At 50.2% G+C, this 26,960-nt stretch carries 28 protein-coding genes; 26 read left to right on the top strand and 2 right to left on the bottom strand.

Translation table 11 applies throughout. The features are described from left to right. Positions 1–141: 141 nt before the first annotated feature. The 3 genes from DXH47_RS01535 to DXH47_RS01525 all read left to right on the top strand — a co-directional run bounded on the left by DXH47_RS01535 (position 142) and on the right by DXH47_RS01525 (position 4,850). Positions 142–1,875 (top strand): ABC transporter ATP-binding protein, encoded by a 1,734-nt coding sequence (locus tag DXH47_RS01535; protein WP_129031329.1) that lies wholly within the window; start codon positions 142–144, stop codon positions 1,873–1,875. Next, positions 1,868–3,709 (top strand): ABC transporter ATP-binding protein, encoded by a 1,842-nt coding sequence (locus DXH47_RS01530; protein WP_129031328.1) that lies wholly within the window; start codon positions 1,868–1,870, stop codon positions 3,707–3,709. The genes DXH47_RS01535 and DXH47_RS01530 overlap by 8 nt, the downstream gene beginning before the upstream one ends. A gap of 118 nt (positions 3,710–3,827) precedes the next feature. Then, entirely contained in the window at positions 3,828–4,850 is a 1,023-nt protein-coding gene (locus DXH47_RS01525) for a serine hydrolase domain-containing protein (protein WP_129031327.1), read from the top strand. A gap of 69 nt (positions 4,851–4,919) precedes the next feature. Here the strand turns inward: DXH47_RS01525 and DXH47_RS01520 are convergent, their stop codons facing one another. After that, a complete protein-coding gene (locus DXH47_RS01520) occupies positions 4,920–5,624 on the bottom strand; it encodes a type 1 glutamine amidotransferase (protein WP_129031326.1) in 705 nt (234 codons plus the stop codon). After that, the gene (locus tag DXH47_RS01515) at positions 5,621–6,970 is read right to left on the bottom strand and encodes a Mur ligase family protein (protein ID WP_129031325.1); all 1,350 of its coding nucleotides are present in this window, start codon (positions 6,968–6,970) and stop codon (positions 5,621–5,623) included. The genes DXH47_RS01520 and DXH47_RS01515 overlap by 4 nt, the downstream gene beginning before the upstream one ends. A gap of 236 nt (positions 6,971–7,206) precedes the next feature. On the opposite strand from DXH47_RS01515, the gene DXH47_RS01510 reads away from it, so the two are divergent. The 23 genes from DXH47_RS01510 to DXH47_RS01400 all read left to right on the top strand — a co-directional run bounded on the left by DXH47_RS01510 (position 7,207) and on the right by DXH47_RS01400 (position 26,900). Continuing rightward, positions 7,207–7,791 carry a thymidine kinase gene (locus DXH47_RS01510; protein WP_129031324.1) on the top strand — a complete coding sequence of 195 codons (585 nt, stop codon included), beginning with the start codon at positions 7,207–7,209 and terminating at the stop codon, positions 7,789–7,791. A gap of 20 nt (positions 7,792–7,811) precedes the next feature. Further along, positions 7,812–8,897 carry a peptide chain release factor 1 gene (prfA, locus tag DXH47_RS01505; protein ID WP_129031323.1) on the top strand — a complete coding sequence of 362 codons (1,086 nt, stop codon included), beginning with the start codon at positions 7,812–7,814 and terminating at the stop codon, positions 8,895–8,897. After that, on the top strand, positions 8,890–9,738 hold the full coding sequence (gene prmC / locus DXH47_RS01500) for a peptide chain release factor N(5)-glutamine methyltransferase (protein WP_129031322.1): 849 nt from the start codon (positions 8,890–8,892) through the stop codon (positions 9,736–9,738). The genes prfA and prmC overlap by 8 nt, the downstream gene beginning before the upstream one ends. Positions 9,739–9,750: 12 nt before the next feature. Beyond that, on the top strand, positions 9,751–10,776 hold the full coding sequence (locus tag DXH47_RS01495) for an L-threonylcarbamoyladenylate synthase (RefSeq protein ID WP_129031321.1): 1,026 nt from the start codon (positions 9,751–9,753) through the stop codon (positions 10,774–10,776). Positions 10,777–10,963: 187 nt separating this feature from the next. Beyond that, on the top strand, positions 10,964–11,593 hold the full coding sequence (gene upp / locus DXH47_RS01490) for a uracil phosphoribosyltransferase (RefSeq protein ID WP_129031320.1): 630 nt from the start codon (positions 10,964–10,966) through the stop codon (positions 11,591–11,593). 376 nt (positions 11,594–11,969) lie between these two features. Next, entirely contained in the window at positions 11,970–12,689 is a 720-nt protein-coding gene (gene atpB, locus DXH47_RS01485; protein WP_129031319.1) for a F0F1 ATP synthase subunit A, read from the top strand. A 36-nt stretch (positions 12,690–12,725) separates the two neighbouring features. Next, positions 12,726–12,938, top strand: coding sequence for a F0F1 ATP synthase subunit C (atpE, locus tag DXH47_RS01480; protein ID WP_024746921.1), 213 nt, complete (start codon positions 12,726–12,728; stop codon positions 12,936–12,938). A gap of 46 nt (positions 12,939–12,984) precedes the next feature. Beyond that, positions 12,985–13,500, top strand: coding sequence for a F0F1 ATP synthase subunit B (atpF, locus tag DXH47_RS01475; protein WP_129031318.1), 516 nt, complete (start codon positions 12,985–12,987; stop codon positions 13,498–13,500). Then, complete coding sequence (gene atpH, locus DXH47_RS01470; protein WP_129031317.1) at positions 13,490–14,032, top strand: ATP synthase F1 subunit delta; 543 nt, start codon at positions 13,490–13,492, stop codon at positions 14,030–14,032. The genes atpF and atpH overlap by 11 nt, the downstream gene beginning before the upstream one ends. 30 nt (positions 14,033–14,062) lie before the next feature. Further along, positions 14,063–15,604, top strand: coding sequence for a F0F1 ATP synthase subunit alpha (atpA, locus tag DXH47_RS01465; protein WP_129031316.1), 1,542 nt, complete (start codon positions 14,063–14,065; stop codon positions 15,602–15,604). A 30-nt stretch (positions 15,605–15,634) separates the two neighbouring features. Continuing rightward, complete coding sequence (locus tag DXH47_RS01460; RefSeq protein WP_129031315.1) at positions 15,635–16,534, top strand: F0F1 ATP synthase subunit gamma; 900 nt, start codon at positions 15,635–15,637, stop codon at positions 16,532–16,534. A 22-nt stretch (positions 16,535–16,556) separates the two neighbouring features. Beyond that, the gene (gene atpD / locus DXH47_RS01455) at positions 16,557–17,972 is read left to right on the top strand and encodes a F0F1 ATP synthase subunit beta (RefSeq protein WP_129031314.1); all 1,416 of its coding nucleotides are present in this window, start codon (positions 16,557–16,559) and stop codon (positions 17,970–17,972) included. Positions 17,973–17,985: 13 nt separating this feature from the next. Beyond that, positions 17,986–18,405: a F0F1 ATP synthase subunit epsilon gene (locus DXH47_RS01450; RefSeq protein ID WP_129031313.1), complete on the top strand. Its 420-nt coding sequence runs from the start codon at positions 17,986–17,988 to the stop codon at positions 18,403–18,405. A gap of 197 nt (positions 18,406–18,602) precedes the next feature. Then, positions 18,603–18,833 carry a DUF1146 family protein gene (locus tag DXH47_RS01445; RefSeq protein WP_129031312.1) on the top strand — a complete coding sequence of 77 codons (231 nt, stop codon included), beginning with the start codon at positions 18,603–18,605 and terminating at the stop codon, positions 18,831–18,833. Positions 18,834–18,866: 33 nt separating this feature from the next. Then, complete coding sequence (murA, locus tag DXH47_RS01440) at positions 18,867–20,180, top strand: UDP-N-acetylglucosamine 1-carboxyvinyltransferase (RefSeq protein WP_129031311.1); 1,314 nt, start codon at positions 18,867–18,869, stop codon at positions 20,178–20,180. A gap of 188 nt (positions 20,181–20,368) precedes the next feature. Continuing rightward, a complete protein-coding gene (gene mreB, locus DXH47_RS01435; protein ID WP_129031310.1) occupies positions 20,369–21,373 on the top strand; it encodes a rod shape-determining protein in 1,005 nt (334 codons plus the stop codon). A 26-nt stretch (positions 21,374–21,399) separates the two neighbouring features. After that, complete coding sequence (gene yidD, locus DXH47_RS01430) at positions 21,400–21,696, top strand: membrane protein insertion efficiency factor YidD (RefSeq protein WP_129031309.1); 297 nt, start codon at positions 21,400–21,402, stop codon at positions 21,694–21,696. Positions 21,697–21,710: 14 nt separating this feature from the next. After that, positions 21,711–21,935 carry a DUF2969 domain-containing protein gene (locus tag DXH47_RS01425; protein WP_129031308.1) on the top strand — a complete coding sequence of 75 codons (225 nt, stop codon included), beginning with the start codon at positions 21,711–21,713 and terminating at the stop codon, positions 21,933–21,935. A 97-nt stretch (positions 21,936–22,032) separates the two neighbouring features. Beyond that, positions 22,033–23,238, top strand: coding sequence for an FtsW/RodA/SpoVE family cell cycle protein (locus tag DXH47_RS01420; protein ID WP_225423476.1), 1,206 nt, complete (start codon positions 22,033–22,035; stop codon positions 23,236–23,238). Positions 23,239–23,253: 15 nt separating this feature from the next. Further along, the gene (locus DXH47_RS01415) at positions 23,254–23,556 is read left to right on the top strand and encodes a glycine cleavage system protein H (RefSeq protein WP_129031306.1); all 303 of its coding nucleotides are present in this window, start codon (positions 23,254–23,256) and stop codon (positions 23,554–23,556) included. A 249-nt stretch (positions 23,557–23,805) separates the two neighbouring features. Then, on the top strand, positions 23,806–24,669 hold the full coding sequence (locus DXH47_RS01410) for an SPFH domain-containing protein (protein ID WP_129031305.1): 864 nt from the start codon (positions 23,806–23,808) through the stop codon (positions 24,667–24,669). Positions 24,670–24,694: 25 nt separating this feature from the next. After that, positions 24,695–25,675, top strand: coding sequence for a DUF2785 domain-containing protein (locus DXH47_RS01405; RefSeq protein ID WP_170954921.1), 981 nt, complete (start codon positions 24,695–24,697; stop codon positions 25,673–25,675). Positions 25,676–25,754: 79 nt separating this feature from the next. Next, positions 25,755–26,900, top strand: a complete 1,146-nt coding sequence (locus tag DXH47_RS01400; RefSeq protein ID WP_129031303.1) for a D-alanine--D-alanine ligase family protein — start codon at positions 25,755–25,757, stop codon at positions 26,898–26,900. Positions 26,901–26,960 lie beyond the last annotated feature (60 nt).

Below are 26,960 nucleotides of genomic sequence, written 5' to 3'. Positions count from 1 at the left end.
CATTGTACCAAATTTCAACTAAATTATCAGCCTAGCCCAAACGGTCAATGATTGCAAACGGTAAAGAGACGAGTATAATCGTCGCATATGTAGTTTTATCTATTAGTTTATTTATCATACGAGAAAGAAGGCCAAAATCAAATGATGCGACTTGCCCGAAAACACCTTAATTGGTGGGCAGTAGCCCTCGCGGTAGGGTTTTTGATCATTCAGGTCGCCTGTGACCTGTCGCTTCCCACATTAACCTCCAATATTATTGATAAAGGGATTGCGAATAACGATATTGCGTACATCTGGCGAACTGGTGGTCAAATGTTGCTCTTAAGCTTCATCGGGGTACTGGGGGCGGCTGGTAATGTGTATTACGCAGCGACTCAGTCTCAAAAGATGGGCCAACGGATTCGGACGGACTTGTTCCGCAAGGTCACGTTGTCCTCAACGGAGGAATTTGAAACCATTGGGAACGCGTCTTTGATTACGCGGACCACTAACGATGTGGTCCAGATTCAAAACGTCATGGTGCAAATGCTGCGGATGATGCTGATGGCGCCCATTATGTTAGTGGGAGCGGGCATCTTAGCCTATCTGAAGAGCCCGCGGTTAACGTTGGTCTTCTTAGTGGCGTTGCCAGTCTTAGCAATTTTTACCATCGCGATTATGTATTTTGCGGTACCACTGTTTAAGAGCCTGCAAAAGAAGATTGACCGGATCAACCTGATCTTTCGGGAAGGCCTGACCGGGGTCCGGGTCATCCGGGCATTCAACCAGGATAAATTTGAACAGGACCGTTTTGAAGGGGCTAACCAAGACTACACCCAAACCGGGATTAAGGTCTTCATGATTGTCTCCTTGATGTTCCCGATTATCACTTTGATCATTAGCGGGACCAATATTGGAATCGTCTGGTATGGTGGCCAATTGATTGCCCACCAGGCCTTGGCCGTGGGGAACTTAGTGGCCTTCATGACGTATGCGACTCAGATTCTGATTAGCTTTATGATGGTTTCCATGGTCTTCGTCTTCGTGCCACGGGCGCAAGCTTCAGCGGCCCGGATCAACGAAGTGATGGATTTGAAGTCGAAGATCAATGACGCCGACCAGCCGATGACGTTTGCGGACCAGACGGCTAGTTTAACGTTCGATCACGTGAACTTTCGGTATACGGGTGCGGAAAAGCTGGCTTTAGCTGACGTCAACTTTGCGGCTAAAGCGGGCCAAACCGTTGCCATCATTGGGGGGACCGGTTCCGGAAAATCGACGTTGGTTAACCTGATTCCGCGCCTCTTTGACCCAGAAAGTGGCCAAATCCGCTTAAACGGGACCGCGTTGCCGGCGGTTAGTCAAAAGGAACTACACGCCGCCGTTTCGATCACGCAACAGCAAGCCGTACTCTTCTCCGGGACGATTCGCAGCAACATGCTAACTGCCAAAGCAGATGCCAGTGACGATCAGATGTGGCATGCCTTACAGGTTGCCCAAGCCGCTGACTTTACACAGGAAGCCGGTGGACTGGATGCAACCGTGGAACAAAACGGGGATAACTTCTCTGGAGGGCAACGACAACGACTAGTGATTGCTCGGACCATTTTGAAGCAGGCCAGCGTCTATGTCTTTGACGACTCGTTCTCGGCACTGGACTTCAAGACCGATTCTGTCTTGCGGCAAGCGTTGAAGAAGGATCAACAGGTTCAAAACGGCGTGACAGTGATTGTCGCGCAACGGGTCTCGACCGTCGCCGATGCTGATTTGATTCTGGTCATCGATGGGGGTCGCATTGTGGGCCAAGGAACGCATGCCGAATTAAAGGCCAACAACCAGACTTACCAAGAAATTCTTGAGTCACAATTACGGAAGGGGGATGCCGTCGATGCGTAATGGACGTGGATCGGCCACCAAGCAACGGCCACAAAGTTTCTGGAAGACGACGGGCCGCCTCTTTCGGTATATGAAACACTGGATTCCCGGTATCATCGTGGTTCTGATTTTTGCGGCGGCTTCCGTGATTTTACAGATTCGGACACCGAAAATCTTAGGCCAAGCCACTACAGAACTCTTTAAAGGGGTCATGAAAGGGACCGCACAATTGAAGGCGGGCATTGGGATGGACAGCCTACCGATTAACTTTGGGAAGATTGGCCACATTCTGCTAGTCGTAGCGGCCCTTTACGTGGGCGCGGCCATTTTCGGGATTATCCAGCAAGTCATCATGAACTGGATTGCCCAAAAGGTGGTCTACCAATTACGGCGTGATTTAAAGGACAAGATGCAACGCCTCTCCCTTAGCTTTTACGACACCCATAGTAACGGGGATTTAATGTCGCGGATGGCCAATGATATGGATAATATCGGTGGGACGCTACAACAAACGTTGTCCCAAATGGTCACCAGTATCTTGACCTTCTTCGGGGTGCTGTACATGATGCTCACGATTAGTGGCTGGTTGACCCTAGTGGCGTTGGTTTCCGTGCCGCTGAGTTTACTGGTCGTAGGAATCGTGGCACCGAAATCACAACGCTTCTTTGCCAGTCAACAGAAGAACCTGGGGTTATTGAACAACACGGTCGAAGAAACTTATGCTGGTCATACGGTGGTCAAGACCTTTAACCAGGAAGACAACGTGCAAAAACAATTCGAAGACCATAACCGGAAGTATTACAAGTCGGCCTGGAAGGCACAGTTTGTTTCCAGTCTGATCTTCCCGTTGATGAACTTCGTGAAGAATTTGGACTACCTGGCCGTTGCCGTTATCGGGGGGATTCAGGTCGCTAACGGAACGGTTAGCTTAGGGAACGTGCAGGCGTTTCTACAATATACCAACCAGTTCTCGCAACCCATCACCCAGATGGCTAACTTGACCAACACCATTCAGGCCACAATTGCTTCTGCCGAACGGGTCTTTGCCGTTTTGGATGAAGACGACATGGTCGAAACGGCCCACAATCAGTTGCCGGCGAAGACCGCGGCAAGTGGGAACGTCATCGAGTTTGATGACGTGAACTTCCGCTACGTGGAGAACCAACCACTGATTGAAGACTTTAATCTCGCGGTCAAACCGGGTGAAATGGTAGCCATTGTCGGACCAACCGGGGCCGGGAAGACTACCATCATCAACTTATTGGAACGGTTCTACGACGTGGACTCGGGACAAATCAAGTACCGGGGTCAAGCCACCAATACGGTGCCGCGGCGCGACTTACGGCAACATTTTGCCATGGTGCTCCAGGATACCTGGTTATTTACTGGAACCATCTTCGACAACATCAAGTACGGTCGGGAAGACGCTACGGCGGACCAAGTTTACGCGGCGGCTAAGGCGGCCCACGCGGATGCCTTTATTCGGCAATTGCCGGATGGCTATGATACCATCTTAAACGAAGCAGCCAGCAACGTTTCGCAGGGGCAACGGCAGCTTTTGACCATTGCGCGGGCCTTTGTCGCTGATCCAGATGTCTTGATTTTGGATGAGGCCACTAGTTCCGTCGATACCAGAACGGAAATGCTGATTCAACATGCCATGACGCGGTTACTGGCCGGTCGGACTAGTTTCGTGGTGGCCCACCGGTTGTCGACGATTCAAAATGCCGAAAACATCGTGGTCATGAACCACGGGCACATCGTTGAAACGGGGAACCACGACAGTCTGTTAGCGGCTAAGGGCTTCTACGCCGACCTGTACAACAGTCAGTTTGCGGGTAACGAATTAGCTTAAGCTATGAACTAAATAGGGTTACTCTGGGAGGCTCGCGCTAGCGGGGCTCCCTTTTTTGACCCGGCGTTGCGTTTTCTAGCCGGTTGCGGTTAAATGGAAACCAGAGGGAAGGGATTAGATGGCCTATCAGGCAACGAAAGCGGCTTTACGGCAACTGGTGGCGCACCGGGTGGTTCCCGGGGTGAGTTACGCCTTTGTCGATGGCGATTGCGTTGAGAGTGGCGTCATGGGCCAAGCGGCTTGGGTACCCCAAGTTGAACCGTTACGAGCGGGAATGACCTATGACGTGGCGTCATTGACCAAGGTCGTGGGGACGCTGAGTGTGACCTTACAACTCTTGGCGCAGGGGCGCTTGCATCTAGAGGACCCCGTGACAATTTGGTTACCGGCTTTTCGAGACTCACGGGTTACGATTCGCCATTTGTTGACCCACACGTCGGGTATCACGGGCTACATCCCGAACCGAAACCAATTGACTGCGGCCGATTTGACTGCGGCCTTGCTGGGCCTTCATGTAGGGCCGACCTTTAACGTCAAGATGGTTTATGCCGACGTGAATTATATCTTTATGGGCTGGATCATCGAGGCTATTTTGGGTGTTCCCGTGCAGGTAGCCGTGCAACGGCGAGTCCTAAATCCACTGGGGATGACGCACAGCACCTTTACCCCGACGGATCCGTTAGCGTGCATCCCGACAGCGGTAACCGCCACTCGCGGTCTCGTACGGGGAAGTGTCCACGACCCCAAAGGGTATGTGTTGCAACGCCGGTGTGGATCGGCGGGCTTGTTTAGCACGGTGGCCGATTTAGTCCGGTTCTGCCAGGCCTACTGGCACCCCGAGCAATTCGCCAGCGTATTACCCCCGACCTGGGTGCACCGGTTGATTGCTGATTGGACGCCAACGGGTCAGGATGGTCGGTCGCTGGGCTGGGCATTGACCGCGACCCAGTGGCCACAAGCCCACCGGGTGTTATGGCACTCCGGCTTTACCGGGACCTATCTGGCCATCGATCCGGCTACCCAGCAAGCCATGGTTTTCTTGACCAACCGGGTGCACCCCAAGGCACCGAACCTACCGTACCTGGATCAGCGTAACGCGGTCTTAGGGACTTATTTGGCTGAAAAACAGGGGCGGCGGTGACAAAACTAGTGACTAATAAAGGCACCAAGTTCAATGCGAACTTGGTGCCTTTATTGTGAAAGTTAAGGGTTAGAAGGTCGCTGGAATCGGCAACGCTTCTTGTTGACTGAAGTCGTCGTCTGGGAACTTGCGTTTCAACGCGGCGACTAGTAAGTGTTTGGCAATGTCGCCGTTACGGGTCAAAATCGGACCGTGGAAGTAAGAGCAGTAGACGTTTTTGTAGATGGCACCTTCCGTACCGTCTTCGCCGTTATTCCCTTTACCTTTGACCACATCGCCGAGCGGGCGTTCGCCCTTGCCGATGAAGGTTCGACCCTGGTGATTTTCAAACCCGTGGTAGGTCTCACCGGTCTCTTGGTTCTTGATGACAATGTTACCGATAAACCGGTTGTGATCCTGCGCTAAGGTGTAGTGGTCTAACGCCCCGATACCTGGGAGCTTTTCACCGTCCGCTCCGATGTAGTAGTGACCTAGTAATTGGAAACCGCCACAAATCGCGAGTAGGGGACCGCCGGATTCGATGAACTTGATTAGTTCGGCCTTTTTGGTTTGGATATCTTGGGCGACGATGGTCTGTTCAAAGTCTTGACCCCCACCGAAGAAGGCTAAGTCGTAGTCGGCGGCGTGAAACGTTTCTTCCAGGCTGATGACTTTGACGTTCAAGTGGACGTCCATTTGTTTGGCATAGTAGTTTAACGCCAGAATATTACCGATGTCACCGTACGTGTTCATCAAGTCGCCGTATAAATGGGCGACGTTCAACTCATAAGTCATACGCCGAGTCCCTCCTTAATGAAGCCCTTTGAAGCTAAAATCTTTCGTAACTGGAGCATCGCTGTGTAGGTGGCGAGCACGTATACCCGGTCCGTTGGCACTTCCTGGATACGGTCGACGACCTTTTCCAAGCTTGGCTCAACGATATGCCGGTCATCGGGGACACCCGCGACTTTCAGCCGGAAGGTGATGTCCTTGTACCGCTCACCCCCGGTGATAAATGTGGGGATGTTTGCGTTGGCGAGCTGTTCGAAGTCGCCGTCCCAGATCCAACTGGTATCGATTCCGTCGGCGTAGTTGGCGTTCAACAAGCCCACGAACGAGAAGGGATGCTTGTCGGTCCCAATCATGTGCAACACTTGGTCTAACCCCACGGGATTCTTGACCAGTACAATGGTGACCTGTTTGCCGTTGACGTTGATGACTTCTTGACGGCCAAAGACCTGCGCGTTTTCGGTGAAAGCGTGGGCGATCTTTTCGGGGGCTACGTCAAGAAAACGACCGACAGCGTAAGCGGCTAAGGCGTTGTAGATGTTGTAGGTCCCACCGACAGAAATTTTGAACGGCTGACCATCCAGGTCAAACTGTGAGGATGTTGGGGTCTGTTCTCCTAGCTTAGTTAGCCGATAAGTCAGGTCTGGCCGGTGGAAGCCACAGTTCGGGCAGAAGTACTTGCCTTGGTTACTGTAAGTCAACGAGTGGTAGTGTAGGATGTGTTGACAGTTGGGGCAAAGCACCCCGTCGGTATTCGGCTTGGCTTTGAAGTCGCGATCCGGCTGATCGTCGAAACCGTAATATTGGATGGGATTGGGTAATTGTTTAGAATTAAAGATGGGTGAGTCCCCGTTGGCGATGATGGTAGCTTCGGGAGCCAAAGCTACTCCGTCAAGAATTTTTTGATAGGTCGTGTAGATTTCACCGTAGCGGTCCATTTGATCGCGGAAAATGTTGGTGAAAACGAAGGCCTTGGGGTGGATGTACTCGGTGACCTTGATCACGTTGGCTTCATCCACTTCCAACACGGCAAGTGGGCGCCCGGTCTTAGGCCGTTTGGCGTTTAAAAAGGTCGTGACGATTCCTTGTTCCATGTTGGAGCCCGTCGGATTGGTCAAAATCGCGGGATATTTCTCGTGTAAGACCGAGACAGTCAGGGCGGTGGTCAAGGTCTTCCCGTTGGTCCCGGTAATGACGATGACATCGTACTTCGCTCCCAAGGACCGGAGAATTTGTGGATCTAATTTTAACGTGATCTTACCCGGAAGAGAGCTTCCCCCGTGTAAGAAGGTGTGAAGAAACCAGTAAGATGATTTCCCCGCAAAAGTGGCAACACCGCTTCGCAATGACATGGACATTTCGCTCCTTAAACAAGACTAGATTGAACCTCAAACGTTAATTTTAGCATTTTTTGGTAGAATAGGGGAGCGCACACCTTGAACTTTGCGAAAATGCAAGAAAAATCAAGCTTAAACTGGAGCTAAATCGCCTTCAAACGGGATGGTCAAAAGTTTCCTTGCGCGCGAGTCGAATTTTACCTAGTAATCAGCTATAATAGATTAGAAACTGTCAAAAAGGTGGGAGTAACGTGGCACAGCTCTTTTTTCGGTACGGTGCAATGAATAGTGGTAAGTCAATTGAAATTTTAAAAGTTGCCCATAACTACGAGGAGCAGCAAAAACGCGTCATCATTATGACCAGTGGCCTGGATACCAGAGATGGGGTCGGGTCGATTGCCAGTCGCATTGGGTTGAAGCGCGCTGCGCAACCAATCTTTGCAACGACGAATATTTACCAAGAAGTGTTGCGGGTGGACCCTAAAGCCAATTGTATCTTGATCGATGAGGCCCAGTTTTTGACCAAACAGCACGTATTGCAGTTGGCCAAGATCGTGGATGAATTACAGATTCCGGTCATGACCTTCGGCTTAAAAAACGATTTTCGCAACGAGTTGTTTGAAGGGTCTAAGTACCTGCTTTTATACGCGGATAAAATTGAAGAAATGAAGACGATTTGTTGGTTTTGTACCAAGAAGGCCATCATGAACTTGCGCTTTCACGAAGGCCAGCCGGTCTACGAAGGTGAACAGGTTCAGATTGGCGGGAACGAAGCCTATTACCCGGTCTGTCGACGGCACTATTTCAACCCGCCGTTGGATCAAATCGGAAAATAATGGAATGAGGTTAAATCTAAATGGATGAAATGTTTGACAAGCTCCAGGCGGTCGCAGACCGTTACGACGAGCTGAATGAATTGATCAGTGATCCGGAAATCATCGCGGATACGCAGAAGTTCATGGCCCTTTCGAAGGAAGAGGGAGAACTGCGGGATACGGTGGCGAAGTACCACCAGTACCAAAGTGTCACTAAGCAAATCAAGGATGACGACGAATTGCTACGGGAGAAACTTGATGATGACATGGAGAGCATGGTCAAGGATGAACTCAAGGATTTGAACGACCAAAAGGAAAAGCTGGAAGACGAGATCAAAGTCTTACTGTTACCAAAGGATCCGAACGATGATAAGAACATTATCATGGAAATTCACGGGGCCGCCGGTGGGGATGAAGCTAGCTTGTTTGCCGCGGACCTCTTTAGCATGTACTCTAAGTACGCCGAACGTCAAGGCTGGAAGACGGAGATTATCGACGAGAACGCCACCGAAGTCGGGGGCTTTAAGGAAATTGTCATGATGATCACCGGTGACAAGGTCTACTCCAAACTGAAGTACGAAAACGGCGCACACCGGGTCCAACGGGTGCCCGTTACCGAATCGGCCGGCCGGGTCCACACCAGTACGGCGACCGTGGGCGTGATGCCGGAAGAACAGGACGTGGACATCGACATTGACCCGAAGGACATTCGGACTGACGTTTACCGCTCTTCTGGAGCTGGGGGCCAACACATCAACAAAACTTCGTCGGCCGTGCGGATGACCCACTTGCCAACGGGTATCGTGGTCGCCATGCAAGACGAACGGTCACAGCAACAGAACCGGGCGAAGGCCATGCAGATTTTAAAGGCGCGGGTCTACGACTACTACAAACAACAGGAAGAAAGTGCCTATAACGCGGAACGGAAGTCGGCCATCGGGACCGGGGACCGTTCCGAACGGATTCGGACTTATAATTACCCGCAAAACCGGGTCACGGATCACCGAATCGGTTTGACACTGAATAAATTGGACCGTGTGATGAACGGGGAACTTGACGACATCATCGATGCCTTGATTCTCTCGGACCAGGCGGCTAAGCTGGAAGACCTTAAAAATAATGGGTAGTTCAATCACTTACTGGGCGGCACTAACGGCGGCAAAGCAGACCTTAACGGCGGCTGATCAGGACCCAAGTGCCGCCCAGTTTCTTTGGCAAGAAACCCAGAACTGGACCTTTACCCAACTGGTCCAGCACTACCGCGAGCTGGTTCCGGCAACGCAATTGGCGACTTACCAGCAACAGGTAGCGCGGGTGGCCCAGGGGGAACCCGCCCAATATGTCTTGGGCCACGCGCCGTTTTACGGCCGAGAATTTCGCGTCACGGCGGCTACGTTGATTCCGCGGCAAGAAACTGAAGAATTGGTCGAATGGATTCTGACGACCACGGTGAAGACCCCACAAACAGTCCTCGATGTGGGGACCGGCAGTGGTGCAATCGCCGTGACGCTTAAGGCAGAACGCCCACAATGGCAGGTGATTGGTACCGACATTTCACCAGCAGCGGTAACGGTGGCGCAACAGAATGCGTTAAGGTTAGCGCCCCAGGTGAAGGTCGTCAGTGGTGACTTGTTCGCGCCGGTGGTGGGGCAACATTTCGACCTCATCGTGTCCAACCCGCCGTATATCGACCATACAGAACTCGCCGCGATGGATGAGTCCGTCAAACGCTACGAACCGCAAACGGCGTTGTTTGCGGCTGACCACGGATTAGCCTTTTACCGGCGTTTTGCCGCGAATCTGCCCACTTACCTGACGCCACACGGCACCTTTTTTGCGGAACTTGGCTACCAGCAAGGCACCGCGGTCCGGGCCATTTTTGAAGCGGCATTACCCAAGGCCCAAGTGACCATTCGCCAGGACCTTAGCGGCCATGACCGGATGGTTCGGGTCCAACTTACAGAATAATGGGAGAATAATATGGAAACAAAAATTTTTAAACCAAATCAAGTCGAGGCGGCCGCAGCGCTTCTGCGTGCGGGCCAACTCGTGTCATTTCCGACCGAAACGGTTTACGGCTTAGGGGCCGACGCAACGAACGAAGCGGCAGTCAAACAAGTTTACGCGGCCAAGGGTCGGCCGAGTGATAATCCGTTGATCGTTACGGTGACCGGACCGGCGATGGTGGAACAGTATGCCCAACCGTTGTCCACCAAAGCTCAGGCGTTGATGAAGGCCTTTTGGCCGGGGTCATTGACGTTGATTTTGAATCTCCAACCAAACGCCCTTTCTCAGGCAGTCACCGGGGGCTTGAAAACCGCGGCTTTCCGGAACCCGGCTAACCAGACCACGTTGAATCTGATTCAAGCGGCTGGCGTGCCGCTAGTGGGGCCTTCGGCGAACACCTCAGGAAAACCTAGCCCCACGTTAGCGGAACACGTCTATCACGATTTAAAGGGTAAGATTGCCGGTATCGTGGACGATGGGCCCGCCCAAGTCGGGGTTGAATCGACCATCCTCGACCTAACGGCAGACGTGCCAACGATTTTGCGGCCGGGGGCTGTAACTGAAGCGGATCTGGAGCCAGTTATCGGTCAAGTACGGTCGAACCACCACAAAGTGGGTAAGACTGAAGTTCCCAAGGCACCGGGGATGAAATATAAGCACTATGCGCCGGACGCCCAAGTCTACATCGTCGATCACGAGACGGATTGGGACGCGGCTTTCAAGTGGGCCCAAGCGCAGGACTATTCAATCGGGGTAATGGCCCTCGACAACGTTTTAGCGGCTCATCAATTGCCGACTAACGTTGAGGCTTATTCATTAGGTCAAGACCTAAGTAGCGCTAGTCACCGCTTGTTTGCGGGATTGCGACACTTTGACCCGGAATCATCCGTGAAGGGCATCCTGACCCAGGGATTTGCCGACGATGGGCTGGGTTCAGCTTACATGAACCGACTCAACAAATCGGCGGGGCAGGTCCACTTTGACCCAACTCAAGCTTAATTCAGGACTAAATGATTTTTAGGGGCCCCCGGCGTGATGCCTGGGGGCCTTTTAGTCACTTTCAAGTGAGATCATAGCCGTTAGTTCGCATAAAAAACAATGAAAAAGCGATTTCATTCACAAAAAGTGCGGTATCGAGCCTTAGATAATGGTACAATTGTAAGAAATAATAAAGGAGCGTTTATTCATGGGGAAGTTTCAAGTTCTCGACCATCCGCTGATTCAGCATAAATTAACGATTATTCGTAACAAAAACTGCGGGACTCGCAGTTTTCGGGAAGTCGTTAACGAAATCTCGACGTTAATGGCTTACGAGGTCTCTCGTGATATGCCACTACAGGACAAGGAAATTGAGACGCCAGTCGCAAAAATGACGGCGAAAGAATTAGCCGGTAAGAAAGTGGCCATCGTGCCGATTCTGCGGGCCGGTATTGGTATGGTAGATGGTATTTTGGAGTTGATCCCGGCCGCTAAGGTGGGACACATTGGGATGTACCGTGACGAACAGACCCTGCAGCCTCATGAATACTTTGTTAAGTTGCCGTCAGATATTGACCAACGGCAAGTCTTTGTGGTCGACCCGATGCTTGCCACCGGTGGATCAGCCATTATGGCGATCGACGCGTTAAAGAAGCGTGGCGCCAGCAACATTAAGTTTGTTTGCTTGGTTTCGGCACCAGAAGGGGTCAAAGCCTTACAAGCTAAGCACCCAGATATCGATATCTATACGGCCGCATTAGACGACCACCTGAACGAGGACGGTTATATTGTGCCTGGTTTAGGGGATGCCGGTGACCGGTTGTTTGGGACCAAATAATATGATATGAAGGGCCTGGAAGGCGATTTCCAGACCCTTTTTGTGACTGCACGGGGTGGCCCGATTTAGACGGGAAGTTGGGGGCCACGAAAAAATCGCAAATATTTTTGCTGATTGCGCACGCAATTAGCATATGGAAGCGGTCGCATCCCCGGGATGGCCCTAGATTACGCTTTTTGTCGAAGGTTACAGTGGTGTGATATTTTCGTGAAATTTGTTTTGTTTTTTACGAGGATTGGTGGTATCATGTCCTGTGTATTTGAATGGAGCACTCGCTTCGTTCGCTATTCCGTAAACTTCAAGAGTTTAGCGGGTTTTGCCGGTCGCTACATTGTTGAGGGATACGTTCATATAGTGTGAAAAGAGGTGATATTCGGTGAATGATGGTCCAGTTTCGACCTTCCAATTTCTGGGATTGACATTTAGTACCGCAAATGTCGTCTCTGGGTTAGTGGTTTTTCTATTAGTCTTGGCAGTGGTCTTCTTTACCTCACGGCATTTAGCCATGAAGCCAACTAAGGGACAAAACTTTCTGGAATGGCTGATTGAATTTACCAACGGAATTTTGAAGGGATCAATTCCTTCCAATGAGGTGAGTGGATTTGGACTTTACGGGTTTACCCTGTTTCTGTTCCTTTTCCTGTCTAACCAACTGGGGCTATTTATCCAATTGGCAATGCCTAATGGTGCAACGGTTGTCCGCAGTCCAACGTCTGACCCAATCGTCACGTTGACGTTCTCGCTGATGACGTTAATGATTGCACAATTCTCAGGTGTCCAAAAGCTGGGGTACAAGAAGCATTTTGCGAACTACCTCAAGCCGTTCGTTGTTTGGTTGCCAATTAGTATCTTCGAAGAATTCACAAATTTCCTGACGTTAGGTCTTCGTATCTTTGGGGTAATCTTCTCTGGTGAAATGTTGCTTAAGCTCATCTGGGGCTTGGCAACGTCACACGGCCTAGTGACAATGATTGTCGCGATTCCAATTGAAATGGTCTGGCAAGGGTTCTCTGCATTCTTGGGGGCCATCCAGGCGTTCGTCTTTGTCACGTTGTCGTCAGTTTATATTTCTCAAAAGCTCGAAGTTGAGGAATAAACGTATTTTTTTAAATTTAAGGAGGAAACACGAATTATGGGAGCTATTGCAGCTGGTATTGCTATGGCCGGAGCCGCTATCGGTGGTGGTGTCGGTGATGGTATCGTTATTTCAAAGATGCTTGAAGGTATGTCACGTCAGCCTGAACTGTCAGGTCAATTACGGACGAACATGTTCATCGGTGTTGGGTTAGTTGAAGCTATGCCAATCATCGCCTTCGTTGTGGCCTTAATGGTTATGAACAAGTAGTTGAACTTATTTCTCATTATTTGACAGTAAAAGGAGGTGTCAATAGATGCTCTCACATTTAGTAGTTGGTTCTTCATTATACTTTGGTGACTCACTATTCTACGCGATTTGCTTTATCCTCTTATTATGGGTGGTTAAGGTTTTGGCTTGGAAGCCAGTCACGAAGATGATGCAAGATCGGGCCGACAAAATTTCGAACGATATTGATTCTGCGGAAAAGTCACGGAGCGATGCCGCGAGCTTAGTTGAAAAACGCCAAGCAGCGTTGAATGCGTCCCGGGGTGAAGCCCAAACGATCGTTCAAGATGCCAAGACGAATGGTCAACAACAACGTGACCAAATCGTGGCCCAAGCGCAAACTGATGCCCAAACGTTAAAGACCAATGCCCAAAAGGATATTGATCAAGAACGTGAAGACGCTTTAGCTGGTGCGCGCAACGATGTGGCGGACCTATCTATTGAGATTGCTTCCAAGATCATTCAAAGAGAATTAAACGCTGATGACCAAAAGGCATTGATTGATTCTTACATTGAAGGGTTGGGGAAGCATCATGAGTCTTGATAGGACAACCGTAGCTAAGCGCTACGCACGCGCATTATTTGAATTGTTGTCCGAAAAAGACCAACTGGAGGACGGCTATGCTGAACTTCAGGAGCTTCGACGTGTCTTCCAGGACAACCCACAATTGGGTACTGTACTCTCAGACGCTAGTTTACAAGCGGCAGATCGCGAAAAACTGGTCGACCAATTGGCCGAACAAGCTTCGCCTTACATTCAGAACCTGATTCACATGGTCTACGACTACGGGCGTATGGACGCCATGGTCGCCATCGTTAATCAGTTTCAAAGCTTGTACGACGAAAAGCACCACATTGTTTATGCCCACGTAACTACGGCGATTGATCTTTCTGCTGAGCAAAAAGATCAAATCTCGACGGCTTACGCGCAACGAGTTGGTGCTCAGAAAGTTATTTTAAACAGTCAGGTCGACCCAACGATCTTGGGCGGTGTGATTGTCGAATCCGCCGGCATGATCCTTGATGGCAGTCTTAAGACGAAAATCAACAAGTTGCGGCGTCGACTGTTGGCATAATAAATCTGTAGGTAAAGAGGTGAAACTTTCATGAGCATTAAAGCTGAGGAAATCAGTACTCTAATTAAGCAACAATTAGAAAGCTACAAAGATGAACTCTCAGTTGAAGAAACTGGTACGGTAACTTATGTTGGTGATGGGGTTGCCCGGGCCCACGGCTTGGACAACGCCTTACAAGGTGAGCTGCTTTTGTTTGATAACGGGGTTTATGGGATGGTCCAAAACCTCGAAACTAGTGACGTTGGTATCGTTGTTCTTGGTGATTTTACTGGAATCACTGAAGGCGACACCGTTAAGCGGACTGGTCGAATCATGGAAGTTCCCGTTGGAGATCAATTAATTGGCCGGGTATTGAACCCGTTAGGCCAACCAATTGATGGCAAGGGGGACATTAAAACTGATAAGACACGGCCAATCGAACATAAGGCACCGGGTGTTATGGACCGGCAAGGGGTTAACGAACCTCTACAAACCGGGATTAAGGCCATCGATGCTTTGGTTCCAATTGGACGTGGTCAACGTGAATTAATCATTGGTGACCGGAAGACCGGGAAGAGTTCCATTGCGTTGGATACGATCATTAACCAAAAGGGTCAAAACATGATTTGTATCTACGTAGCCATTGGGCAAAAGGAATCTACGGTTCGGGCCCAAGTCAACACGTTGCAAAAGTTTGGTGCGATGGATTACACGATTGTCGTTTCGGCCGGTCCTTCCGACCCAGCGCCATTACTGTACGTTGCGCCATATGCTGGGGCAGCGATGGGTGAAGAGTTCATGTTCAACGGCAAGCACGTGTTGATCGTTTATGATGATTTAACCAAGCAAGCCGATGCTTATCGTGAACTTTCATTGATTCTTCGGCGGCCACCAGGTCGTGAAGCTTACCCTGGTGATATCTTCTATACCCACTCTCGTTTGTTGGAACGGGCTGCGAAGTTGAACGATGACTTAGGTGGGGGGTCGATGACCGCCTTACCAATCATTGAAACCAAGGCTGGTGACGTGGCGGCTTATATCCCAACCAACGTTATTTCCATCACCGATGGTCAAATCTTCTTGAATAGTGATTCGTTCTATTCTGGGGTTCGGCCAGCCATGGATGCCGGGACGTCTGTTTCCCGGGTTGGTGGGGACGCCCAAATCAAAGCCATGAAGAAGGTTGCCGGGACCTTGCGGTTGGACTTGTCCTCCTACAAGGAACTGGAATCCTTCGCTCAATTTGGTTCTGATTTGGATGCGGCCACCCAAGCGAAGTTAGCGCGTGGGGCACGGACCGTGGAAGTCTTGAAGCAAGGCTTGCATGAAGCCGTCCCCGTAGCTAAGGAAGTTATCATTCTGTTTGCGTTGACGCACAGTCACCTCGACAAGTTAGCCGTGGAAGACGTTCTGCGTTACCAAAACGAATTATTCGACTTCATGGACAGTTCGCACAAGGACATCGAAGACACGATTACGAAGACGGGGAACTTGCCAGAAGGCGACGCGCTCGAAGACGCAATCAAAGAATTCGACCAGACTTTCCAACCGTCCAAGCACGATGACGAAGCCGCAACTAACTCTGAAAACTAAGATTGCTTGAAGGAAGGATGGTGAGGAACAATGGCTGAATCGATTCATGACGTTCAGCGTCGGATTAACTCGACCAAGGCGACCCGCCAAATTACGGCGGCCATGCAAATGGTCTCGACGGCGAAGTTAAATAAGATTCAGAAACATACGACCGGTTACCAAGACTACGTGTCGAAGGTCAAAGCGGTTGTGATGCACCTTTCGCAGTCTCATCTGTTGGATAATTCCTCAAGCAACCTGCAGTCAGACCGTCCAGTGAAGAAGACCGCTTATCTGGTCATTACCTCTGATCGTGGTATGGTGGGGAGCTACAACAGCAGTATCCTACGGGATGCTAACCGCTTTATCGACGACCGGACCCCCAACCAAGACGACTACATGATTTTAGCCGTCGGGGGGACCGGTGCGGACTTCTACAAACGGCGGGGGGTCAATGTCGCATATGAATACCGGGGAGTCAGTGACGTGCCTGAATTCAACGAAGTTCGGGAAATCGTCAAGACGGTCACCACGATGTTCAATAACGAAGTGTTCGATGAACTCTTCGTATGCTACAACCACTTTGTTAACCGAATTTCATCCCGGTTCCGGGCTGAAAAGATGTTACCGGTCGATAAGGAAACCTTAACGACCGACGCTGCGAATGACACGCCAACTAAGCCGTTGACGGCGGAGTACGACACGGAACCTTCTGAAGAAGAAGTGTTGCAGGTCGTCTTACCACAATACGCGGAAAGCTTAGTTTATGGTGCCATTCTGGACGCTAAGACTTCTGAACACGCATCCAGTACGAATGCGATGCAATCGGCCACTGATAATGCCGATGATTTGATTGGGACGTTGCAACTGCACTATAATCGTGCACGTCAAGCGGCGATCACCACTGAAATCACCGAAATTACCGGTGGGCAAGAAGCCTTAAAGAACTAATGACGGGAGGAATTAACGAATAATGAGTACTGGTAAAGTTGTTCAAGTTATCGGACCAGTCGTTGACGTTGAATTCCCATTAAACGATGAATTACCTGATATCAACACCGCCTTAAACATCAAAAAAGATGATGGTAGTGCGCTTGTGACCGAAGTTGCCTTGGAATTAGGTGACGGGGTCATGCGGACGATTGCCATGGACGGGACCGATGGTCTTCGCCGGGGCATGGAAGTAGAAAACACCAAAGCTTCTATTTCTGTTCCCGTTGGTGACGACACGTTAGGTCGGGTGTTCAACGTTTTAGGGGATCCAATCGACGGCGGCGCCGAATTTGGTCCGGATGCTGAACGGATGCCAATTCACCGTGACGCACCAAAGTATGACGAATTAAACCCAACGACCGAAATCCTGGAAACGGGAATCAAGGTCATTGACTTACTCGAACCTTACGTTCGTGGTGGGAAGATTGGGTTGTTCGGTGGTGCCGGTGTTGGTAAGACCGTTTTAATTCAAGAATTAATTCATAATATTGCCCAGGGCCATAACGGGATTTCCGTCTTCACCGGTGTTGGTGAACGGACCCGTGAAGGTAACGATATGTACTGGGAAATGAAGGGGTCCGGCGTTTTGAAGCAAACCGCCATGGTTTACGGACAAATGAACGAACCACCTGGTGCCCGGATGCGGGTTGCCTTGACCGGCTTAACCATCGCGGAATACTTCCGGGATGTTAAGGGCCAAGATGTGCTGTTGTTTATCGACAACATCTTCCGGTTTACGCAAGCTGGTTCTGAAGTTTCCGCCCTGTTAGGTCGGATTCCTTCAGCCGTTGGGTACCAACCAACGTTGGCCACTGAAATGGGTCAGTTACAGGAACGGATTACGTCGACGAAGAAGGGGTCTATCACCTCGATTCAAGCCGTCTATGTCCCAGCCGATGACTACACCGACCCAGCGCCAGCGACGACTTTCGCCCATTTGGATGCCACGACTAACTTGGAACGTTCTTTAACGCAACAAGGGATTTATCCCGCCGTGGACCCATTGGCTTCGACGTCAACGGCTCTGGCCCCAGAAATTATCGGCCAAGAGCACTATGACGTGGCGACGAGTGTGCAACACGTCTTACAACGCTATCACGAACTCCAAGACATTATCTCCATCTTAGGGATGGATGAACTGTCTGAAGAAGAACAAACGATTGTTAACCGGGCTCGGCGCATTCAGTTCTTCTTGTCGCAACCGTTCTCCGTGGCTTCTCAGTTTACGGGCTTGGACGGAAAGTACGTGAAGTTGGAAGATACCATTCGGAGTTTCAAGGCTATCTTAGACGGGAAGTACGACGACCTGCCAGAAGATGCCTTCCGGAACTGTGGGAGTATCGAAGACGCCGTCGCTAAGGCTAAGCAAATGAACGAATCGCTCGAAAACAACTAGGGAGGGATTCTAATTGGCTGATAATTCATCAGTTCTATCCGTTAGTATCGTCACTCCCGATGGTCGTGTCTATGATAACGATGGCACCTTCTTGGCCGTAACGACCAAGCTGGGGCAACTCGGGATCATGCCTAACCACGTGCCCGTCATCTCTTCTTTGGAGGTTGACGTGGTCCGGGTCAAGCATGATGATACTGAGGACAAAATCGCCGTCAACGGTGGTTTTCTCGAATTCTCGAACAATACGGCTACCATTGTTGCTGACAGTGCGGAACGTCAAGATGACATTGACGTTGCCCGGGCCGAAAATGCCCGGCAACGCGCCGAGAAATCGATCAAGCAGGCTCAATCTGCGCACGATGCTGATAATTTGGCACGGGCCCAGGTGGCTTTGCGGCGAGCGGTCAACCGGATCAATGTTGCCAAGCACTAGGCGTCATAATTTAAACGTCTCTTATGAAACGGTAATCTCCATGTGGGAGATTACCGTTTTTTTGCGGCAATGGCGTCGCCGCTAAATCACTAGTGGATAAATGTAATATTACAACTGGGCGTTTTAAGGGAATTCCAAGGGACAGCGTGCATAAATTATGCTATAGTTAATGGGAATGTTCGGGAAGGATTGAGCGAATGAAGTTACTAGGTATCCAAGGCATCTTAACCATTACGAGTCACCTATGCTTCATCGCATTGGCCTTTTGGTCGATTTCTGCGTTACACATTGAACGGTTAATGCCGTTTTATCCCCGGCAGGCCCGCGTATTGATTGTAATGCTCGCGGTGGCGGTCGGTTTTGGCTGCAGTTCATTCTTCTTGGACTTCATTGATAATGTTCGTAATCTGGGCTATCTCGTACGGTAGCGTAGACCTATAAAAAATCTCTGGAGGTATCCCATGGAAAAAATCATTGTTCATGGTGGGAACCGCTTATCTGGTGTAGTTCAAATCGAAGGAGCAAAGAATGCCGTGTTGCCCATTTTGGCAGCGTCGATTCTAGCCCGTGATGGGATTACGCATTTAGCAAATGTTCCGGTTCTATCTGACGTTTACACAATGAATAAAGTTCTACGCTTCTTGAATTTAAGTGTGGACTTTGATGAAGCAAAGCGACAAATCACGATTGATGCGACGAAGCAACTGTCGAGTGAAGCGCCCTTTGAGTATGTGTCGAAGATGCGGGCCTCGATTGTCGTGATGGGACCACTCCTGGCCCGCTTGGGTCATGCCCGGGTGGCATTGCCTGGCGGATGCGCAATTGGGACGCGACCGATCGACTTACACCTGAAGGGCCTGCAAGCTTTGGGTGCCCGCATCGAACAACATGATGGGTACATTGAGGCGTTTGCCGATCACCTGACGGGAAGCCACATTTACCTTGACTTTCCGAGTGTGGGAGCGACCCAAAACATCATGATGGCGGCTTGCTTAGCACAGGGAACCACTGAAATCGATAACGTGGCGCGCGAACCCGAAATTGTGGACCTCGCTAACATTTTGAATAAAATGGGCGCTCACGTTCGGGGTGCGGGGACCGAAACGTTACGGATCGATGGAGTCTCTGCCATGCACGGAACCGACCATAACGTGGTTCAAGACCGCATCGAAGCCGGCACTTTCATGGTGGCTGCAGCGTTGACGCAAGGGAACGTCTTGATCAAGGACGGTATCGTTGAACATAACAAGCCCCTGATTTCCAAGTTACAAGAAATGGGTGTGCAAGTCACGGAAGAAGCTGGCGGGGTCCGGGTCATTGGCCCGAAGACTTTACGCCCAACTGACGTGAAGACCATGCCATATCCAGGTTTTCCCACGGACATGCAGCCGCAGATGACCATTCTGCAGCTCGCAGCTGAGGGGACTAGCACCATGACTGAAACGGTTTTTGAAAACCGCTTTATGCACTTGGAGGAACTCCGGCGGATGAACGCGCAATTCCAAATCAGTGGCCGAACAGTTGTCATGCACGGCCCAACTGACTTTAACGGGGCCGAAGTCGCAGCGACTGATCTCCGTGCCGCCGCCGCGTTGGTTTTGGCGGGCTTGGTTGCGGATGGTTATACGCAAGTCACTAATCTCAAATACTTAGATCGCGGCTATTACGACTTCCATAAGAAGCTGACCGCCTTAGGTGCTGAGGTCAAACGCATTACCGTGCCAGATAATGATACGGTCGTGTTGGCAAACAAACGCGTAAACAACGAAATCTAAACACGAGAGCGTTTAGTGGTTTCCCGCTAAATGGCGCCCGCAAGGGGATCTGGGACTAAGGCCTAGGTCCCCTTTTATTATGATGGGGCGGTGGCTCAAGTTAGCCTTGACAAACCGTTTAGAGTTTGGGTGGAGTATGGTATAATAAAATGTTGAAAATTGGCATAAAATCAGGAGGAAACAACAGTATGGCGAAAGACATTGGAATTGATCTGGGGACTGCGAACGTTTTAATTTACGTGGTCGGCAAGGGTATCGTATTGAACGAACCATCCGTGGTCGCGATTGACACGAAGACCGATAAAGTATTGGCGGTGGGGTCTGAAGCCTACCGAATGGTGGGACGGACACCCGGCAATATTCGGGCGATTCGGCCGTTAAAGGACGGGGTCATTTCTGATTTCGACATCACCGAAGCCATGCTATCTTACTTTATTAATAAGTTGAGTGTGAAGGGCTTTTTGTCCAAGCCCAACATCATGATTTGTGCGCCAACCAACATTACGGAAATCGAACGGAAGGCTATCATTCAGGCGGCTGAAAAGTCGGGTGGCGCCAAGGTCTACTTGGAAGCTGAACCGAAAGTCGCAGCGTTAGGTGCCGGCATGGACATCTTCAAGCCAAGTGGCAACATGGTCATCGACATGGGTGGTGGAACCAGTGATATCGCCATCTTGTCGTTGGGTGACGTCGTCTCAAGTCGCTCTATTCGGGTGGCTGGTGACCGGATGAACTCGGAAATCGTCAACTTCCTTAAGCACAAACATAATTTGATCATTGGGGAACGGACGGCCGAAACCATTAAAATCAAGATTGGGACGGCTTACCCCGAGCCAGGTAACGATGACAAGACCATGGCCGTTCGGGGACGGGATTCCGTTTCGGGGATGCCGACCGAGACCACAATCACGGCCACGGAAGTTGAAGAAGCCATTCATGACTCCGTGGACCAAATCGTTGAAGCCGCTAAGTCCGTATTAGAGACGACACCGCCAGAATTGGCCTCTGACATCATCGACCGGGGCATCATGCTGACCGGTGGGGGCGCTTTGTTAGACGGTATCGACAAGCTCTTCTCCCAACGACTGACGGTCCCCGTCATCATCTCAGAAGATCCGTTGGATAACGTGGCCAAGGGTGCCGGTGTCTTACTAGAGCACATGAACACCAAGACGGCTAAACAAAACAACTAGACTCTTTAGTCAGGGGGGATGAACTGATGCGTCGTTTATTAATGTTGCTGGTCCGGGGCTATCAGCGCTGGATCTCGCCACTATTTCCACCGACCTGTCGGTACTATCCCACCTGTTCAACGTATATGTTGCAGGCGTTGACCAAACACGGTGCGGTGAAAGGAGGACTAATGGGCTTGGCCCGGATCTTACGGTGCCATCCCTTGGTTCGTGGTGGCATCGACCCAGTTCCTGATCATTTCACCCTGCGGCGCAACGTCGCGGCAGAGCGCGCTTATCGCCAAAAAATGGGCTTAGATAAGTCGCAACCCACGATTAAGTAAAAGGAGAAATCGGCATGAGCAAACGAGAAAAAGCGGTGCAGGTCACCGTGGATGAGCAAAAGTTACCAAACGGGGAAACGATGTCCGTTTTAAAGATTGGCAAAGAAACCATCGGCACGGTCCAACCCTTAGAGGGCCGCTTTGCCGCTCAGTTAACGGATGGTGACGTTTACCACGTCAAGACCGTTGACGAAGGTGTCGAAGTGTTATTGCGGGACTATCATTTGCACCGCGGATAATAATTTTTGGTAAAATTGGCCGTAGGGGCAGTTCACGTTTTCCCTACGGCCTTTATAATTGAAACAAAATATGAGTTTGATTAAGGAGCAATTTATTGTGGCAAAAAATGCGACGAGACAGCAAGACGAGGTGGATTCCCGAATCGATTGGGGGATTATCTTTTGCGTGTTGATGTTGGCCTTGATTGGGTTGGCGTCGATTTATGTTGCGGCAACGCACGATTCGAGTGCGACCAGTGTGACCTCGGCCGTCGTGTCTCAATTGGTCTGGTATGTGATTGGGACCGTGGCCATTATCATTATCATGCAGTTTGATTCTGAACAGTTGTGGAAAGTTGCCCCGTTACTTTACGGGATTGGGCTTTTTCTGCTTTTCGCCGTGCTGATTTTTTACAGCCGGTCGTACTATGCTAATACCGGGGCGCGAAGTTGGTTTGCGATTGGGTCGTTGACCTTCCAGCCCTCTGAAGTGATGAAACCGGCCTTCATCTTGATGTTGGCGCGGGTCGTAGCGGACCATAATAATAATTTTCCGGTCCACACGTTTAATTCCGATTGGCGGTTGATTGGGAAAGTTATCTTATGGACCATTCCGGTGGCCGTTGCCTTGAAACTTCAAAACGACTTCGGTACGATGTTAGTGTTCTTCGCCATTGCTGGGGGCGTCATCTTAGTTTCTGGTGTGACCTGGAAAATTTTAGTCCCATCATTTAGTTTGATTGCTGTTATCGGGGGGACCGCCCTGACGCTGGTGACGACTGGTTGGGGTCGAAAAATTTTGGAGAAGGTCGGGTTCCAATCTTACCAATTCTCTCGGGTCGACACCTGGTTACATCCTTCAGCCGATACGTCTGACCAGGGATACCAACTCTGGCAGAGTATGAAGGCCGTTGGTTCTGGCGGTATCTTTGGGACCGGGTTCAACACGTCACACGTTTACGTGCCCGTGCGGGAGTCCGATATGATTTTCTCCGTCATTGGTGAAAATTTTGGGTTTATTGGTGGTTGTGTGCTGATTTTCCTGTACTTCCTGTTGATCTACCAAATGATTCGGGTCACGTTCGATACGAAAAACGTCTTCTATGCTTATATCTCGACGGGGGTCATCATGATGATTCTCTTCCACGTGTTCGAAAATATCGGGATGAGTATTGGGCTGTTGCCCCTGACTGGGATTCCATTACCCTTCGTGAGTCAAGGGGGGTCGGCGTTGATTGGAAATCTGATTGGGATTGGATTAATTATGTCAATGCGGTATCATTATAAGAGTTACATGTTTAGTCGTAACGAATCGTTTAAATAAAGGAGCTTTTGCATTATGAGTGAAATGGTAAAGTATTTCTGGACGAAGGCCACCGCTGATGGGACCCGGATTGGTTTGACAACTGAGGGTCAAGACGAATTAGGGACCATCAAGTTCGCTAAGTTACCAGCCGTTGGCGACCAAGTAAAGAAGGGCGACAACTTGTTGAACGTTGAAGCCGACAAAGCTGTTTCCGATATTCCTAGCCCAGTTACGGGTAAGGTCACGGCAGTCAACCCCGCTTTAGCCGATAGCTTTGATGCGTTAAATGGCAGCGATGCAGATGCTGCTTGGTTTGTTGATGTTCAAGAATATTAATTCTTAAGACATCCGGAAGCTTAATTAAACGACTTCTACATAAAACGACGGGACAAGCCCTAATTGGCTTGCCCCGTCGTTTTAGTTGGGCGACTTTGTGGGACCTACTAAGTCAGGTATAATGGAGTTGAAAAGTGCTAGCCTCTTTAACGAGGCAGTTGGCACGGTCACCGGTTAATTGAAGGCCTAATAGTATCGTTTAAAAGCGGTTGGCCGGTAAAATATAGGGTGTTGAAAGGAATGGGTCACATGACGGAGAAAAACGTGTTTCACATTAATGGCTACTTAGGGTTGATTCTGGTCCTGGCCTTGTTGGCTGGTGGGGGCTACTGCCTGTTTCTAACAGCGGGCTCGCGGGCCTTAGGGGTCCTGGGTGTACTCTTGATTGTAATCGCTATCTTAGGAGCCAGCAGTCTCACGATTGTGAGTCCTAACCAGTCGAAGGTGCTGACGTTTTTTGGCCGGTACATCGGGACGATTCGCGAAGCCGGTTTGTACTTGACGGTGCCTTTGACTAACAAGACCACGGTCTCCTTGCGGGTGCGCAACTTCAACAGTACGATCCTCAAGGTCAACGACTTACAAGGGAATCCCGTAGAGATTGCAGCGGTGATTGTTTTTAAGGTAGTCGATACCAGTAAGGCTCTCTTTTCCGTGGAAGATTACGAGCAATTCGTGGAGATCCAAAGCGAGTCGGCTATCCGGCACGTGGCGTCCGAGTATGCCTATGACAACTTCGATGACCAACAGGCCGTCACGTTGCGTAGCAATCCCACGGAAGTTTCCACGCATCTGACCGAGGAGTTACAGGAGCGGTTGACGGTGGCCGGGGTCAAGATTGTTGAGACCCGCTTAACGCACTTGGCTTACGCCACAGAAATTGCGTCCGCCATGCTCCAGCGGCAACAGTCGCAGGCCATTCTATCGGCCCGAAAAATTATCGTTGAAGGGGCGGTTTCTATTACTGAGGGGGCGATCAGTCGCTTGACGGCCGAAACGGATCTGAATTTAACTGACGGCCAAAAGCTTCAATTGATTAATAACATGATGGTTTCGATTATTAATGAGCGGGGATCACAGCCGGTCATTAATACTGGTAAAGTGGACGCGTAAGACAATAGCTGTGGGGGGCTAAATGATGACTAAAAAAATTGAAATGGATGCGCAGATTATTGCTGTCCGAGACCAATTACAAAAGCTACGCGATGAGCTACACGATGGGAACGTGTACCAGACGTTGGGCCAACGGGTCAGCCATATTATTTTGAACACTCGTCGGCGGCAGCGGACGACCGTGACGTTACCGCCCGATGTCGCCCAACTTGAGGAATGGTTGGCGCCGTTAATAGCAAAAGACTATCACGTGACACACGTGTCTCAAGCCGATTTGGATTTGGTCTTACCCTACCTACGGTCCACGGATTATCGGACCCGCTATGGATTGGCCCTACCAACGCTTATTCGGTTTGTGGATAGTGGGGTATTATCAGCGGACCAGTTTCGGTGGTTAGCATTGCAGCTTTTGGGACCTGATTATTTATTTAATCATATTTTGGAACCCGTCAATCGCGGCGCATTCGGGCGAGCAGCCGCGACGCGACTATTGGCGGTGGTGATGGAATACGAAAACAATCATCCCGGGACCGTCCATTTGAATGTAGACCACTTTGTCATCCAAATTGCCACTTATATTTGTTTAGAAACGGATACTCGCGGGTTTGTCACGCACAGTGGCCAGTTGACGACCTTTAGTGAGATGGCTTTTTTGATGGATCGCTTGGGGGCGGGGGATTGGTTACCACGAGCCGATAAGATTTTCTTGATGGTAATTTTGTTTGAACGCCTAAAGCAGCTGAAAACGCCCTTGTACAACGGAGAATTGACCCAGATTAGTTCGTATTTGACGACTTTGGCTAATCGAAATGTCCTTTACGAATCAGCACTCCTTGACGCTTTAAATCAATGGCCAGATTTAGGTGGCTTTCCAAGCCTTGAAGATAGTAACACTAGCCGGTGGAACCTCATGTTTAATGGTCGCCGACTGGCTGGGGACCTGTGTTTTCAGTTAGATCTCCCCAAACGCATCCAAGATAATTTGATGCGCCGGATGGTTTTATAGCATAAAATTATTCTAATATTCAGAGGGAAATGGTATACTGAAGGCTAACCGAAATACACACGTTAGGATGAGTGACATCATGGAAAAAAACAAGTTACACGTCGGTTTATTATTCGGTGGTAATTCCTCCGAGCACGACGTTTCGAAACGCTCTGCTCGTAACATTTACGATGCAATGGACAAGACCCGCTATGCTGTGAGTTTATTCTTACTGACCCGCGACGGTTTCGTCCTGAGTGACGCAGCTTCTCGGCGCGTTTTTGACGGCGAAGATGAGGCGCAAGTTGCCGCGGAGGAACAGGCCCAAGTTGACCCGGCAAACCCATTGGCACCCATTTGGAATCTCTCTGAAGCAAAGGATATTGATGTGTTCTTCCCGATTATTCATGGTAATTTGGGTGAAGACGGGACTATCCAGGGGCTTTTCCGGTTGTTGAAAAAACCCTATGTTGGTAGTGACGTCTTGGCATCGGCCACGTCCTTTGATAAGGACCGCACGAAGCAGGTCTTGACGGCGAACGGCATCCGCAACACCAAGTATGTGGTGGTCACGCCGGCAAACCGGGAAAACTACGATTACGCCACGGTCAAAGCGCAGTTGGGCCAGGATGTCTTCATCAAGCCCGCCAACCAAGGCTCTTCGGTCGGTATTCATAAGGCTAGCAACGAACAGGAGTATCTGGAGGGGCTAGAAGATGCTTTCCGGTACGATTACAAGGTGTTAGTCGAGGAGACCATTGCGGGCTTACAAGAAGTCGAGATTTCCATTTTGGGTAACGAGCATCCCCAAGCGTCCAAGCTCGGGGCGATTCGGGTCCCAGAAAAGGACGTTTTCTACGATTACAATAACAAGTTCGTGGACGCCAGTGGGGTGACCTTCGAGGTTCCCGTGAAGTTGCCTGAAAAGTTGACGACGGAAATCACCACGATGGGTCTACAGACATACGTTGCCTTAGGCCTTAAGGGGATGGCCCGCATCGACTATCTGGTTTCCAAGGACGGTGTGCCGTACGTGGGTGAAGTCAATACCTTGCCTGGTTTCACCAACATTAGTTTGTATCCACAATTGTGGGAGGCTTCTGGCATCAGCTATACTGAATTGATCGACCGTTTGATTGATTTAGCACTAGCAGAATTTAAACGCCAGGACCAATTAGCTTACGACTTTGTCCCGTTGGATAACCACTCGGCCGCTTCGACGTACAAGTTAAAGAAACAACAGTAGATTGAGAGTTTGAGTCGGTGAGACGCTTTGGCGGACTCATCGGCTTTTTTTGTGGAGGGG

Origin of the sequence: Levilactobacillus suantsaii, assembly GCF_004115745.1 — a bacterium.
GTDB classification, from domain to species: Bacteria; Bacillota; Bacilli; order Lactobacillales; family Lactobacillaceae; genus Levilactobacillus; species Levilactobacillus suantsaii.
Note: the sequence above shows the minus strand (reverse complement) of the source record. Positions and strands in the feature narration are given on the sequence as shown.